Origin of the sequence: Burkholderia plantarii (assembly GCF_001411805.1) — a bacterium.
Classification (GTDB): Bacteria; Pseudomonadota; Gammaproteobacteria; order Burkholderiales; family Burkholderiaceae; genus Burkholderia; species Burkholderia plantarii.
The window spans coordinates 3698638-3713300 of sequence record NZ_CP007212.1; the positions used below are offsets into that span (position 1 = coordinate 3698638).

Genomic DNA, 14663 nt, shown 5'->3' on the forward strand with positions numbered 1-14663 from the left:
CCGCGCGTCGCGCCCGGCGGGGCTGGCTGCGGACGGCGCGGCAGATGAATCGGCTGCGGGCGCCCGGGCCGGCGGCGCCGCGTCGTGCGGCGCGTCGGCGACCCGGGCAACATGTCAGAACAGCGCTTCGTCGACTTCCATCAGCGTCTTCGAGCCGGCGCGCGCGGCGCGGATCGTGGCGGCCGTCTCGGGCAGCAGACGCGCGAAATAGAATCGCGCGGTGGCCAGCTTCGACTTGTAGAACGGATCGCCCGAGGCTTCCTTGTCGAGCGCGAGGCGCGCCATGCGGGCCCAGAAGTAGGCGAACACGAGGTGTCCGGCGGTGCGCAGGTACGGCACCGCGGCGGCGCCGACCTCGTCCGGGTTCTGCATCGCCTTCATGCCGATTTCCATGGTCAGCTTCTGCAGCTTCTCGCCGATGTCGGCCAGCGGATTGACGAACTCGGCCATCTCCGGCTTGACGCCCTCGGACTCGACGAATTCGGTCACGATCGCGCCGAACTTCTTCAGTTTCGCGCCCATGTCGCCGAGCACCTTGCGGCCCAGCAGGTCGAGCGACTGGATCGAGTTGGTGCCTTCGTAGATCATGTTGATGCGCGCGTCGCGCACGTACTGCTCCATGCCCCACTCGGAGATGAAGCCGTGCCCGCCGTAGATCTGCATCGCGTGGTTGGTACACTCGAACGCGTTGTCGGTCAGGAACGCCTTGATGATCGGCGTGAGCAGCGCGACCAGGTCGGCCGCTTCCTTGCGCGCCGACTCGTCGCCGTGCGACAGTTCCTTGTCGATCTGCAGCGCGGACCAGTACGTGAACGCGCGCGCGCCCTCGGCGTAGGCCTTCTGCGTGAGCAGCATGCGGCGCACGTCGGGGTGGACGATGATCGGGTCGGCGGCCTTCTCGGGCGCCTTCGGACCGGTCAGCGAGCGCATCTGCAGGCGCTCCTTCGCGTAGGTCAGCGAGTTCTGGTAGGCCACCTCGGTGAGGCCGAGGCCCTGCATTCCGACACCGAGGCGCGCGGCGTTCATCATCACGAACATCGCGTTCAAGCCCTTGTTCGGCTCGCCCACCAGCCAGCCCTTCGCGTTGTCGAGGTTCATCACGCAGGTGGCGTTGCCGTGGATGCCCATCTTGTGCTCGATCGAGCCGCACTTGATGCCGTTGCGCTCGCCCGGCTCGCCCGACGCGTCGGGGATGAACTTCGGCACGATGAACAGCGAAATGCCCTTGGTGCCCTGCGGCGCGTCCGGCAGGCGCGCGAGCACCAGGTGGACGATGTTGGCCGCCATGTCGTGCTCGCCGCTCGAGATGAAGATCTTCGTGCCGCTGATCGAGTAGGCGCCGTCGCCGGTCGGCTCGGCCTTGGTGCGCAGGATGCCGAGATCGGTGCCGCAATGCGGCTCGGTCAGGCACATGGTGCCGGTCCATTCGCCCGACACGAGCTTCGGCAGGTATTGCTGCTGCAGTTCCGGCGCGCCGTGAGCGTGCAGGCATTCGTAGGCGCCGTGCGAAAGACCCGGATACATGGTCCAGGCCTGGTTCGCCGAGTTCATCATCTCGTAGAGCGCGTTGTTGACGAACGCGGGCAGCCCCTGGCCGCCGTACTCGGGATCGCAGCCGAGCGCGGGCCAGCCCGCGTCGATGTACTGGCGGTACGCGTCCTTGAAGCCGGTGGGGGTGGTGACCACGCCGTCACCCTCGTACTTGCAGCCTTCGCGGTCGCCCACCTGGTTGAGCGGGAACAGCACCTCGGCGCAGAACTTGCCGGCTTCCTCGAGCACCTGGTTGATGGTGTCGGCGTCGAGATCCGCGTGTTTCGGCATCTGCTTCAGTTCGGCTTCGACATTGAGCAACTCGTGCAGCACGAATTGCATGTCGCGCAGCGGGGCAACGTACTGTCCCATGACTCTCTCCAAAGATAGGGCACTGGCTCGAGCCTCGCGCGGGCGTCACGGCACCGCTACCGGCTCTCGCTCTGATACGAAACGATCGTCTTTTCCAGCGCGGCCCAGGTCAGGCGCACGCCATCCGGCAGATGCAGGAAGCGGGCGTCGTGATGCAGGCCGAGCGTGAAGCTGTACAACTCGAAGAGCATCACGTCCGGAGCGGTGTCCGGGCGTAGATGGCCTTCATCCTTCGCCTGCGAAATCGCGCGCAGCAGCGCGGCGCGCCAGGCCGTCACGCTTGCTATCAACTGCTCGCGCACCGGACTGTCGGGCCGGTCGTCGTACTCCACGGCGCCGCTGATGTAGATGCATCCGGTGGTCACTTCCTGGATGCGCTTCTCGATCCAGCGGGCCAGCATCGCACGCAGGCGCGGCAGGCCGCGCGGCTCGCGCAGGCTCGGAAAGAACACCTCGCTCTCGAAGCGGCGGTGATACTCTCGCACGACCTCCACCTGCAGGTCTTCGCGCGAGCCGAAGTGCGCGAACACGCCGCTCTTGCTCATCTGCATGCGCTCGGCCAGCAGGCCGATCGTCAGACCCTCCAGCCCGTCACGGCTGGCGAGGTCCAAAGCTGCTTCGAGTATCGCGGCACGCGTCTGTTCGCCTTTTCGCATAAGCTTTATGTCTAAACCGTCCAAGGGGTGATCCAGAAAATCGAACGGCCGTACTATTATTGAGTGCGGCCGTCTGTCGAACAAGGAAATTATTAGATTCGGGTGTCTAACCGCCCCGTGATGGTTCTCAGGTCATGGCGGCCTGTGCGGCAAGGGTTTACCAGTGCCCTGCAGGGCGCCGCGGCAGGTCCGCCGGGCGCGCAACGAACGGGCCCGCGGCCCGCGTTCCGGCCGGCGCCGGCCGGCCGTGACGGACTAGTCGTAGCCGCCCACCGTCAGCAGCTTCATCGACCAGCGGTACGCGGTGTACGCGAGCCAGTTCATCAGCCGCTCCAGCGGCGGACGCGCCGCGTAGCGGGCCGCGTCGATCTCGCGACCGTCCGCGAACGCCGCGTCGATCGCCTCGCGCAGCGCGCCGATCTCGGCGTCGTGTTTCACCAGCACCACGTTCGCCTCGTTGTTGAGCATCAGGCTCAGCGCATCGAGGTTCGACGAACCGATCGTCGCCCAGCCGTCGTCGACCACCGCCACCTTGCCGTGCAGCATGCTCCGGTCGTACTCGGCCACCCGCACGCCGGCGCGCAGCAACGCATGATAAAGGAACGGCACCGCCGTATCGAGCGCGACGAATTCCTTCCGGCCGATCAGTACGCGCACCTCGACGCCGCGTCGCGCCGCGTTGGTCAGCGCGCGGCGCAGCTTGCGTCCCGGCATGAAATACGGATTGGCCAGCACCACCGCCTGGCGCGCGCGGCCGATCGCGGCCAGGTAGGCCTTCTCGATCGCGCGCCGGTTCAACACGTTGTCACGCGCGACAAACGCCACGCTCGGCTCGGTCACGTTGCGCAGCGCGCCCACCTTGACCCAGCGGTGGTTGCGCATCCAGCGCCGGAAGCGCGCGGCGAACGCTTCGCTCGTCACCATCGGCGGCGCGTACTGCGCGTAGCGCTTGTGGCCCATCCGCACGCGATACCACTGCACCTCGAACGCCGCGCGCACGTCGACCACGGCCGGCCCGGCCAGCTCGACGGCGAAATCCCAGCGCGGGAACGGCAGGCGCTCGCCGTTGTGCTCGTAGTCGTCCACCACGTTGATGCCGCCGCAGAACGCGTAGGCGTCATCGATGCAGGCGAGCTTGCGGTGCGTGCGCGAGAAGCCGAGGCGGCCGAACAGGTAGCGGTTGTAGATGCGGTGCTCGATGCCGGCTTCCTGCCAGCTGTCGAACAGCGGCAGGCGCGCGGTGCCGACGCCGTCGGTGATCACGCGCACGTGGACACCGCGCCCGGCCGCGCGCAGCAGCGCGTCGGACACCAGGCGGCCGGCCGGGTCGTCGCAGAAGATGTAGGTTTCCAGCAGCACCGACACCGAGGCCTCGTCGATGCGGCGCACCAGCGCCGGGAAGAACTCGGCGCCGCCGTGGCGCAGCGTGACGGTGTTGCCGGAGCTGAACGCGAGCCGCGACGACGACCCGCGCTCCTGCAGGAACAGATCCCGCAACTGGGTGAGGCGCAGCCGGTTGCCGCCGCTCATGCCTCACGCGCCGCGAGGCGCGCGGGAAGCTGGAGGATCGCCTCGGCGTTGGACGGCGAGTAGCAGCGCGCGGCCGCCTCGCGGTACGGCAGCCAAAGATGGTCGGTGTGCTCGCGCGGCGACAGCGTGACGGGAGTGCCGGCCGGCACCTCGAGGCTGAACCAGTGCTCGGTGTTGCGCGTGACGCCGGGCGCGTAGCGGTGCCGGTACTGCGGATAGATCGAGTATGCGATCTGGTGGCGCCAGTCGAGGAGCGCGGCGGCCGGCACGCCCTCGCCGCCGACCACGATGCCGGTTTCCTCGCCGACCTCGCGGACCGCCGTGGCGGCGAGCGGCTCGTCCGGCCAGTCCTTCGCGCCCGTCACCGACTGCCAGAAGCCGGGCAGGTCGGCGCGCTTGATGATCAGCACGTCGAGCGCGGCGGTGTGGATCACGACCAGCACGGATTCGGGGATTTTTGGCGGCTTCGTCATTGCGGGTGCGGCCGCCCGCGCGGGAATTCGCGCCGGCCAGCCGGGGACTTCGGGACCGGCAGACTGTACCGCAAAACGAAGGCCGCCGCGTGTCGGGGCACGGGCGAGCACCGCCGCCGGAGGGCGGGTACGCGCGCCGCGCCGTGCCTCAGGCGCGCGGCACGACGATCAGCAGCACCGACAGCGAGACGATCGACGCGACGGTCGAGAACAGGATCGTGCGCGAGGTGACCTGCGGCTCGCGCCGGTAGAACTCCGCGAGCATGAAGGGCCCGGTGCCGGTGGGCAGCGCGGCCAGCACCACCGCCATCGCGACCAGCATCGGCGGCAGGCCGAACACGCGCGCCGACAGCCACCAGGTCAGCGCCGGCTGCACCACCAGCTTGATGGTCGAGAGCAGCAACGCGTCGGGCAGCACGCCGTGTGCGGGCCGCCTCTCGGCGAGGAACAGCCCGAGGCTGACCAGCGCGCAGGGGCTGGCCGCGCCGCCGAGCAGCTTCAGGAAGGTCTCGACGCTGGCGGGCGGCGCGACGTGGGCGGCCGACGCCAGCGCGCCGACGATCGGCGAGACGATCAGCGGATTGCGCCCGAGCGAGCCGAGCACCTTCAGCGCGAGCCGGTGCGGCGCGCGCTCGCTCTGCAGGCCGACCTCGATCAGCACGATCGCGAAGCCGAACAGCACGCAGGCGACGATGATGGTGGCGATGGTGGTCGGCATCAGGCCGGCCGGCCCGAACACCAGCAGGCAGAGCGGGAAGCCGATGTAGCCGGTGTTCGGGTAGGCGGCCGCGATCGCATCGACGCTCGCGTCGGCCAGCGGCCGGCCGCGCGCGAGCCGCAGCGCCAGCACCGCCACGAACGACACGGCGCAGGCGATCGAGAACGCCGCGACGAAGCGCGGCTGGTCGAGCTGCGCCCAGGTGGCATGCGCCATCACGTCGAACAGCAGCGCCGGCAGCGCCAGCCAGACCACGAAGCGGTTCAGTTCCGAGGCGGCGGTCGGGCCGAGCAGGCCGCGGCGACGGCACAGGAAGCCGGCCAGGATCAGCGCGAAGATGGGAAGCAGGATGGGCAGCGTAGCGGACACGGCGGGACTCGGTCAGGAAGACGGACGACAATCGACACGAAGCGCGCGCCGGGTAAACCCGCAACTTCGGAAAACGAAGGAGGGTAGCTTGCCTGCTTGATACAATCCAATGCGATTTTTAAGCTGTCTCGATACCTTTTTTGCATCGTGCTCGATATCAAGCCGCTCCGCTATTTCGTGACGCTCGCCGAGACCGGCCATTTCGGCCGCGCGGCGACGCGGCTGAACCTGTCACAGCCGCCGCTGTCGCGGCAGATCGCGGCGCTGGAAGCCTCGCTCGGCGTGACGCTGGTCGAGCGTGGGCCGCGCGGCGTCACGCTGACGCCGGCCGGCGAGCGTTTCCGCGACGACGCCAAGGCGATCCTGGCGGCGGTCGAGCGCGCCGCGCACCATGCACGCGCGGCCGCCTCGGGCGCCGCCGGCAAGCTGACGGTGGGGTTCACGATGTGCGCGGCCTACAGCGTGGTGCCGCGCTACGCACGCGAGTTCGGCGCGGCCTGGCCCGAGGTGGCGCTGCACCTGCGCGAGACGGTGTCGAACGATCTCGCCGAACAGGTGCTGAACGGCCATATCGACGCGGCGATCCTGTTTCCCGGCGCGCCGCACGAGGGGCTCGCGCAGCGCACCGTCGTCACCGAGCCGCTGTGCGTCGCGCTGTCCCGCGAGCATCCGCGCGCGCGGGCGCGCCGGCTGCGGATCGCCGAGCTGGCCGACGAGCCGTTCGTGATGGCGGTCGAGGCCGTCGCGCCCACGCTGCGCGCCGCCATCGTCGACCATTGCCGGCACGGCGGCTTCGAGCCGAACATCCGCCTTGAAGTGCAGCTGCAGCAGACCGTGCTCGGACTCGTCGACGAGGGCGTCGGCGTCGCGCTGGTGCCCGAATCGATGCGGCGCGCGCAGTGGGCCGGCGTGGTGTTCCGGCCGCTCGTCGACGCGCCGACCATCGAGCAGGCGCTGGTCTGGTCGCCTTCGAACCGCAATCCGTGCCTCGAGCGATTCCTGGCGATCGCCTGAACGAAACGCGCGGCGCGGACCTCGCACAATCATGCGCCGCACGACAAAAAAGCCCGGCCGGTGTGGCCACCGGCCGGGCTTTATCGATTCGGCCACCACCCGCGCCAGGCGCGGGCTGCCGCCGCGTTACGCCTTCTGTTCCGGCTGGCGCAGGCGGATGTGCAGTTCCTTCAGCTGACGCTCGTCCACCGGGCTCGGCGCCTGCGTGAGCAGATCCTGCGCGCGCTGCGTCTTCGGGAACGCGATCACGTCGCGGATCGAATCGGCGCCGGCCATCATCGTGATGATCCGGTCGAGGCCGAACGCGATCCCGCCGTGCGGCGGGGCGCCGTACTGCAGCGCGTCGAGCAGGAAGCCGAACTTCGCCTGCGCTTCCTCCGGCCCGATCTTCAGCGCGCGGAACACCTTGCTCTGCACGTCTTCCTGGAAGATCCGCACCGAACCGCCACCGATTTCCCAGCCGTTCAGCACCATGTCGTAGGCCTTCGCGAGGCAGCGGCCCGGGTCCGTTTCGAGGTACTCGAGGTGCTCGTCCTTCGGGCTCGTGAACGGATGGTGCGCGGCCACGTAGCGCGCGTCCTCGTCGTCGTACTCGAACATCGGGAAGTCGATCACCCACAGCGGCTTCCAGCCCGACTCGACGAGGCCGTTGGCCTTGCCGAATTCCGAATGGCCGATCTTCAGGCGCAGCGCGCCGAGGCTGTCGTTGACCACCTTCGCGCGGTCGGCCGCGAAGAAGATGATGTCGCCGTCCTGCGCGCCGGTGCGCTCGAGGATCGCGGCGATCGACGCGTCGTGCAGGTTCTTCACGATCGGGCTCTGCAGGCCGTCGCGGCCCTTCGCCTTCTCGTTGACCTTGATCCACGCGAGGCCCTTGGCGCCATAGATGCGCACGAACTCGGTGTAGCCGTCGATGTCGCCGCGCGTCAGCTCGCTGCCCTTCGGCACGCGCAGCGCCGCGACGCGGCCGTCCTTGGTGTTGGCCGGCGTGCTGAACACCTTGAAATCGACGTCCTTCATCGCGTCGGTCAGCTCGGTGAATTCGAGCTTCACGCGCAGGTCCGGCTTGTCCGAGCCGAAGCGGGCCATCGCTTCCGAGTACGGCATCACCGGGAACTTCGCGCCCAGCTCGACGCCGATCGTCTTGTGGAAGACGTGGCGGATCATTTCCTCGAACAGGTCGCGGATCTCCTGCTCGCCCAGGAACGAGGTCTCGCAGTCGATCTGCGTGAATTCGGGCTGGCGGTCGGCGCGCAGATCCTCGTCGCGGAAGCACTTGGTGATCTGGTAGTAGCGATCGAAGTTCGCCACCATCAGCAGCTGCTTGAACAGCTGCGGCGACTGCGGCAGCGCGAAGAACTGGCCCGCGTTGACGCGCGACGGCACCAGATAGTCGCGCGCGCCTTCCGGCGTGCTCTTGGTCAGCATCGGCGTTTCGATGTCGATGAAGCCCTGCTCGTCGAGATACTTGCGGACCTCGATCGCCACCCGGTAGCGCAGGCGCAGGTTGTGCTGCATCTGCGGGCGGCGCAGGTCGAGCACGCGGTGCGTGAGGCGGGTGGTTTCGGAGAGGTTATCGTCGTCGAGCTGGAACGGCGGCGTGACCGACGGGTTCAGCACCGTCAGCTCGTGGCACAGCACCTCGATCTTGCCGCTCTTCAGGCCCGCGTTGATGGTGCCGTCCGGGCGGCCGCGCACGAGGCCCTTCACCTGGATGCAGAACTCGTTGCGCACGCCCTCGGCCGCCGCGAACATCTCCGCGCGGTCCGGATCGCACACCACCTGCACGAGGCCCTCACGATCGCGCAGGTCGATGAAGATCACACCGCCGTGATCGCGGCGGCGATGCACCCAGCCGCACAGCGAAACGGTTTGGCCCAGCAGGTGTTCGGTCACGAGACCGCAGTATTCAGTTCGCATCGACATGATGTTTGCTTTCGTTCGGTTTGATCAACGGGGCGCAACACGCACACCCAGGGCGTTACAGCGGAGGCTCGACGGGTGGACGCGCGGGTGCGGGCACGGGCACCGACGGCGCGACGACGCCCATCGAGACGATGTACTTCAGCGCGGCGTCGACCGACATGTCGAGCTCGACGACCTCGCTCTTGGGCACCATCAGGAAGAAGCCGGAGGTCGGGTTCGGCGTGGTCGGCACGTACACGCTCACGTATTCTTCCTTCAGGTGATTGACCACGTCGCCGCCCGGCACGCCGGTCAGAAACGCGATCGTGTAGGAGCCGCGGCGCGGATACTCGATCAGCAGCGCCTTGCGGAACGCGTTGCCGCTGCTCGACAGCAGCGTGTCGGACACCTGCTTGACGCTCGTGTAGATCGGCCCGACCACCGGGATGTGCCGCACCACGGCATTCCACCAGGTCATGAGCTTCTGGCCGATGAAATTCTGCGTGGCCAGCCCGACAATGAAGATGAACGCGAGCGTGAGCAGCGCGCCAATGCCGGGCAGATGGAAGCCGAGCACACGCTCCGGTTGCCACGATTCTGGCAGCAGCAGCAGCGTCTGATCCATGATGCCGATCACCGAACCGAGCACCCACAGCGTGATCGCGAGCGGGACGAGGACCAGGAGGCCGGTCAGGAATACCGTTTTGAGGGTCGTCTTCTTCATCATCAGCCGTGAGGTAACCGCGCCGGTGCCCGGCACGAACACGCCGGCACCCGGATCGGGCGCCGGATCGTCATCAAGTGTCGCTCGACGCAGCCGGCGCGGCCGGGGCCGGGGCTGCGGGGCTCGCGCCGGCGGCCGGCGCCGCCGCAGTCGAAGCCGCTGCCGGCGTGGCCGCGTCGGACTTGGCGGCCTCGCCGCCGGCGCCGTCCGCAGTGCCCGTGGCCGGCGCGCTCTTGCCGCCCGCGCCGCCCCGGAAGTCGGTCACGTACCAACCCGAGCCCTTCAACTGGAACCCGGCGGCCGTCACCTGCTTGCGGAAGGCATCCTTCCCGCACTCGGGACAAACGGACAGCGGCGCGTCGCTCATCTTCTGGAGCACGTCCTTCGCGAAACCGCACGCATCGCAACGGTAGGCGTAAATCGGCATGTTTTTTTCCCGCGGAAACTAGAAACGTCTTGCAAAACCTTGAATTATATCCGAAAGCTCGCCGTACTCCGCCCGTTTCGGCGCCAGGTGAGCCAGCTTTCGCGCCCTTCGAACACCGGCAGCGAATCGGCGACCGGCCGCGCCTGCTCGAGCACGAACCAGGCGCCCAACAACGCATCGAGCGCATCACGCTCGATGCCGAACGGCGGCCCCTTGCGCGTCGCGCCCAGCACGAAGCAGCCGGCCAGCACGCCGCCCTCGGGCAGCAGCGCCGCCATGCGCGCCGCGTAGTCGGGCCAGCGCGCCGGCGGCAGCGCGCAGAGGAACGCGCGCTCGTAGATCCATTGCGGCCGCCACGGCGGGGCATAGGCGAAGAAATCGGCCTGCTCGACCACGCCAGCATGCTCGCCGAGTTGCCGGCGCGCCGCGCCCACCGCGCTCGCCGAGAAATCGATCGCCTTGACCGGCCAGCCGGCCCGCGCGAGCCACTGCGCCTCGTGCGCGCTGCCGCAACCGGGCACCAGCACCGGACACGGCGCGAGCGTAGCCGCGAACGCGGTGAATGCCTCCGGCACGCGCGCGAGATCCCAGGGCAGGAAATCGCGGTCGAAGCGCTCGTCCCAGAACGCGGCGCTGCCGGGATCGCGATGCGCGAAATCCGCGCCGGCCTCGCCGGCCGCCCTGGACGCCGGCGAGGCCGGGTCGCCCGACCCGCCCGCGACGGCGGCCGGCGTGCGGCTGCGCTCACTCATGGCCGTGCCCGCGTCAGGCGCCGGCCGCGAGCGCGAGCAGCACGCGCGCGACGATCGCCCCGACGCCGACCGCGAGGCCGAACACCAGCAGCGCCTGCAGCAGCCGGTTGGTGCGCTTCTGCTCGATCAGGATCTGCTGCATCAGTTCGTCGGTAGCCGCGCGCGGCGAGTTGTGCCGCTCGGCGAAGGCGTGATGGATCAGGCGCGGCAGCTGCGGCAGCGTCTTGCTCCATTGCGGCGCCTCGACCTTGAAGCGCTCGTACCAGCCGCGCAGGCCGATCTGCTCGGCCATCCAGCGTTCGAGATAGGGCTTGGCCGTCTTCCAGAGGTCGAGTTCGGGATCGAGCGAGCGGCCGAGCCCCTCGACGTTCAGCATGGTCTTTTGCAGCAGCACGAGCTGCGGCTGGATCTCGACGTTGAAGCGGCGCGAGGTGGAGAACAGCCGCATCAGCACCTGGCCGAGCGAAATGTCCTTCAGCGCGCGATCGAAATACGGCTCGCAGACGGCGCGGATCGCGCTCTCGAGTTCCTCGACGCGCGTATTGGGCGGCACCCAGCCCGACTCGAGGTGCAGCGTCGCGACGCGGTGATAGTCGCGCTTGAAAAACGCGAGGAAGTTCTGCGCGAGGTAGTTCTTGTCGAAGTCGGACAGCGCGCCGACGATCCCGAAATCGAGCGCGATATAGCGGCCGAAGTGCTGCGGATCGAGGCTGACCTGGATGTTGCCCGGGTGCATGTCGGCATGGAAGAAACCGTCGCGGAACACCTGCGTGAAGAAGATCTCCACACCCTCGCGCGCGAGCTTCGGGATGTCGACGCCGGCCGCGCGCAGCGTCTCGATCTGGCTGATCGGCACGCCCGACATGCGCTCCATCACGAGCACCGACTGCGAGCTGAAATCCCAGAACATCTCGGGCACCAGCAGGATGTCGAGCCCGGCGAAGTTGCGGCGCAGCTGGCTGCCGTTGGCGGCCTCGCGCATCAGGTCGAGCTCGTCGTGCAGGTATTTGTCGAATTCGGCCACCACCTCGCGCGGCTTCAGGCGCCGGCCGTCCGGCCAGAGCCGTTCGGCCCAGATCGCGATGTCGCGCAGCAGCGCCATGTCGGAATCGATCACGGGCAGCATGTTCGGGCGCAGCACCTTGACGGCCACCGCCTTGCCCGCGTGGACCCCCTGCTTCAGCTTCGCGAAGTGGACCTGCGCGATCGACGCGCTCGCCACCGGCACCGGATCGAATTCGTCGAAGTACTCGCCGATCGGCGCGCCGAGCGACTTCTCGACGATCGACATCGCCACCGCCGAATCGAACGGCGGCACCCGGTCCTGCAGCCTCGCGAGCTCGGTCGCGAAATCGACCGGCAGCAGGTCGCGGCGCGTGGACAGCACCTGGCCGAACTTCACGAAGATCGGGCCGAGGCTTTCTAGCGCGAGGCGCAGCCGCACCGCGGGCGGATCGGAGAAGCGGCGGCCGATGGTGGTGATGCGCAGCAGCAGCTTGACGCGACGATCGTCGATACGCGACAGCATGACCTCGTCGAGGCCGAAGCGGATCACGGTGTAGACGATTTTGATGAAACGGAAAATGCGCATGCGGTGCGGCCCCTCAGTTCACGCCGCGCGGGCTGCCGCCCGCCGGCGCGCCGGATCGTTGTTCCAGGCGCTCGACCCGCTTTTCGATACGGGCCAGCGCGTCGCGCGCGCGCGCGAGTTCGGCGTCGAAATCGCCGAGCGCAGCACGCCGCACGACCTGGGGATTCTCGTCGAGAAAGTATTCGGTCAACGAGTCGAGCAGATTACGGCCGGTGCGGCGCGCCTGATCGCCGGCCGAGCGCACGAGCGTCGCGATCCGGTGGGCGGCCGCGTCGCCGACGATGCGCGCGAGATCCTCCTCGGGCTCCCAGCGCAGGTGTTCGGCGAGCTTCGCGAGCTGGGTCGCGAATTCGGCGTCGCCCTCGAGCTTCACGTGCTTCATGGCGGCGGCCTGGCCGCCCTGCACGAACGCCGCGAGCGCGTCGAGCGGCGAGCGTTGCGCGCCGCCGAGCGCGATCGACACGTCCACCCGCGGCGCCTCGTGAGCCTCGAGCGCGACGAAATAGCCGTCAGGCTGCACCAGCAGCAACAATGCAACGGGCGGGAATTCGAGCCGGGCGGTTTTCCCGGCGTAGGGAATCAGGCGTTCGCGCGCCCACGATTCACGGGCGAGCAGATGGTTGACGGCAGCGGCGACAGACTTGGCGGCAAAGGTCATCGGACTGAGTAAAAAACCCGCGCAGGCAGGGTGCCCGCGCGGGTTCCTATTGTAACGTCGGATCGGTCCGGCCCCGCTCCGGCGTCGGCCGATTTATCCGGGGCGCCGGGTCCGGCGCAAGGCTCAGTGCAGGTTGATCTGCTGGATGCCGGCCAGCAGCCAGCCTTCGTTGCCCGACTTGGTCAGATTCCAGACCTCCTCGAACGACTCGGCCGGTGCGCCCGGATTCTCGCGGATCAGGCCGTGGAAGCGCACGCTCGCCTCGGACTGGCTGCCGTGCTGCTCGACGCCGAGCAGGTCGGCATCGAGCTGGACCACGTCGGTCTGATTCTTTCCCGCGCCGCGCGAATCGAGATCGATCTTCACCTCGGCGAACATCTCGGGCGTGGTGAATTCGCGGATGTCGGCCATGTTGCCCTGGTCCCAGGCGGCCTGCAGCCTGACGAAGTAGACCTTCGCGTTGCGCACGAACGCCTCGGTGTCGAAGCCGGCCGGCACCTGCGGCGCCGGGTTCGCGCCGTTCGCCACGCCCGCTGCCGTGCCGGCGCCGAACACGCTCGCCGCCTCGTTCGCGTAGCTGCTGGACGACGCGGGCTGCGGCGTCGACGAGTAATTCGCGCTGCCGGCCGCATAACCACCGCTGGCCGCGCCGTCGGAGCCGCGGTTCATCGACGAGCCCGAGCCCGCATAGGCCGGCTCCTGCCGGCGGCCGCGATTCATGAACTTGCGCACCAGCCAGATGCCGACGAACGCGAGCAGCGCGATCACGATCAGGTTCGCCATCATGCCGGCGAACGCGCCGCCGAGCCCGAAGTGCGACAACAACGCCGCGATACCGAGGCCGGCGGCGAGGCCGGCGATCGGCCCGAGCCAACGCGAACGATTGGGCTGGGCGGCCGGGGCCGGCTGCGCGCCGCGCTGCATCGGGGCCGGCGCGGCCTGCTGCATCGGCTGCTGGGCGGGCGGCGTGGCCTGGCGCTGCTGCACCATCTGGGACTGACGCCCGACGCTGCGGCCGCCGCCCATGCGGCGCGCCTCTGCATCGAGCGACGCGAGCGTGCCGGCCGCGAGCAGGCCGACCATGAACAGCGTGCCGAGCCGTCGTGCCCACGGCCTCCGCTGCTTGCTGCCATTGTTCAACGCACGGGACTCGGACATCGCTATCTCCAAAATGAAAGGCAACTGTATGGACAGAACCCCTTAGTACTTGGTTCCGTGGTGTAACGCTACCACGCCACCTGACAAATTGTAATATTTGACAGCATCGAGGCCTGCCTGCTCCATCATCGTCTTCAGCGTGTCCTGATCCGGATGCATCCGGATCGACTCGGCAAGATACTGGTAACTCCCGGCATCTTTCGCGAACTTGTCGCCCAGCCACGGTAATACTTTGAAAGAATACAGATCGTAGGCTTTTTTGAGCGGTGCCCACACTTTCGAGAATTCGAGCACCATCACGCGCCCGCCGGGCCGCGTCACGCGCCGCATCTCGGCCAGCGCGGCATCCTTGTGGGTCATGTTGCGCAGCCCGAACGCCACCGTCACCACGTCGAAATGGTTGTCGGGAAACGGGATCTTCTCGGCGTCGCAGAGCAACGACGGCGTGACCACGCCCTTGTCGAGCAGCCGGTCGCGGCCCACGCGCAGCATCGATTCGTTGATGTCGGTATGCCAGACCTCGCCGGTCGGGCCGGCCGCCTTCGCGAACGCGCGCGTCAGGTCGCCGGTGCCGGCCGCGATGTCGAGCACCTTGTAGCCGGGCCGCACGTTCGCCTGCGCGATCGTGAACGCCTTCCAGGCGCGATGCATGCCGGCCGACATCAGGTCGTTCATCAGGTCGTAGTTGCTCGCGACCGAGTGGAACACTCCCGCCACCTTTTTCGCCTTGTCCTGCTCGTCGACGGTCTCGAAGCCGAAGTGGGTTTTGCTCATCGCGTGAATCCT

General features: G+C 68.2%; 14 protein-coding genes. 1 reads left to right on the plus strand and 13 read right to left on the minus strand.

The window, feature by feature from the left end; all coding sequences use genetic code 11:
• Window positions 1-114 precede the first annotated feature (114 nt).
• From bpln_RS15840 to bpln_RS15860, 5 genes are all read right to left on the minus strand, one after another.
• Window positions 115-1902, minus strand: a complete 1788-nt coding sequence (locus tag bpln_RS15840; RefSeq protein WP_042625986.1) for an acyl-CoA dehydrogenase C-terminal domain-containing protein — start codon at window positions 1900-1902, stop codon at window positions 115-117.
• 56 nt (window positions 1903-1958) lie between these two features.
• Complete coding sequence (locus bpln_RS15845) at window positions 1959-2558, minus strand: TetR/AcrR family transcriptional regulator (RefSeq protein ID WP_042625987.1); 600 nt, start codon at window positions 2556-2558, stop codon at window positions 1959-1961.
• Between the two features lie 255 nt (window positions 2559-2813).
• Complete coding sequence (locus bpln_RS15850; protein ID WP_055139247.1) at window positions 2814-4088, minus strand: phospholipase D-like domain-containing protein; 1275 nt, start codon at window positions 4086-4088, stop codon at window positions 2814-2816.
• A complete protein-coding gene (gene nudB, locus bpln_RS15855; protein WP_055139248.1) occupies window positions 4085-4561 on the minus strand; it encodes a dihydroneopterin triphosphate diphosphatase in 477 nt (158 codons plus the stop codon). Before nudB ends, bpln_RS15850 begins: the two co-directional genes overlap by 4 nt.
• Window positions 4562-4709: 148 nt before the next feature.
• Window positions 4710-5648 (minus strand): AEC family transporter, encoded by a 939-nt coding sequence (locus bpln_RS15860; RefSeq protein ID WP_055139249.1) that lies wholly within the window; start codon window positions 5646-5648, stop codon window positions 4710-4712.
• 147 nt (window positions 5649-5795) lie between these two features.
• On the opposite strand from bpln_RS15860, the gene bpln_RS15865 reads away from it, so the two are divergent.
• The gene (locus bpln_RS15865; protein ID WP_055139250.1) at window positions 5796-6662 is read left to right on the plus strand and encodes a LysR family transcriptional regulator; all 867 of its coding nucleotides are present in this window, start codon (window positions 5796-5798) and stop codon (window positions 6660-6662) included.
• 126 nt (window positions 6663-6788) lie between these two features.
• Here the strand turns inward: bpln_RS15865 and aspS are convergent, their stop codons facing one another.
• The 8 genes from aspS to ubiE all read right to left on the minus strand — a co-directional run bounded on the left by aspS (window position 6789) and on the right by ubiE (window position 14651).
• On the minus strand, window positions 6789-8588 hold the full coding sequence (gene aspS, locus bpln_RS15870) for an aspartate--tRNA ligase (RefSeq protein ID WP_042625992.1): 1800 nt from the start codon (window positions 8586-8588) through the stop codon (window positions 6789-6791).
• Between the two features lie 55 nt (window positions 8589-8643).
• Window positions 8644-9294, minus strand: coding sequence for a DUF502 domain-containing protein (locus bpln_RS15875; protein ID WP_042625993.1), 651 nt, complete (start codon window positions 9292-9294; stop codon window positions 8644-8646).
• 70 nt (window positions 9295-9364) lie between these two features.
• Window positions 9365-9718, minus strand: coding sequence for an FmdB family zinc ribbon protein (locus tag bpln_RS15880; RefSeq protein ID WP_055139251.1), 354 nt, complete (start codon window positions 9716-9718; stop codon window positions 9365-9367).
• Window positions 9719-9762: 44 nt separating this feature from the next.
• Window positions 9763-10470: a class I SAM-dependent methyltransferase gene (locus bpln_RS15885; protein WP_055139252.1), complete on the minus strand. Its 708-nt coding sequence runs from the start codon at window positions 10468-10470 to the stop codon at window positions 9763-9765.
• A gap of 13 nt (window positions 10471-10483) precedes the next feature.
• Window positions 10484-12061, minus strand: a complete 1578-nt coding sequence (ubiB, locus tag bpln_RS15890; RefSeq protein ID WP_055139253.1) for a ubiquinone biosynthesis regulatory protein kinase UbiB — start codon at window positions 12059-12061, stop codon at window positions 10484-10486.
• 13 nt (window positions 12062-12074) lie between these two features.
• Window positions 12075-12719 carry a ubiquinone biosynthesis accessory factor UbiJ gene (locus tag bpln_RS15895; protein WP_042625997.1) on the minus strand — a complete coding sequence of 215 codons (645 nt, stop codon included), beginning with the start codon at window positions 12717-12719 and terminating at the stop codon, window positions 12075-12077.
• Window positions 12720-12842: 123 nt separating this feature from the next.
• A complete protein-coding gene (locus bpln_RS15900) occupies window positions 12843-13877 on the minus strand; it encodes a TIM44-like domain-containing protein (protein WP_055139254.1) in 1035 nt (344 codons plus the stop codon).
• A 42-nt stretch (window positions 13878-13919) separates the two neighbouring features.
• Complete coding sequence (gene ubiE / locus bpln_RS15905) at window positions 13920-14651, minus strand: bifunctional demethylmenaquinone methyltransferase/2-methoxy-6-polyprenyl-1,4-benzoquinol methylase UbiE (protein WP_055139255.1); 732 nt, start codon at window positions 14649-14651, stop codon at window positions 13920-13922.
• Window positions 14652-14663: the final 12 nt, after the last annotated feature.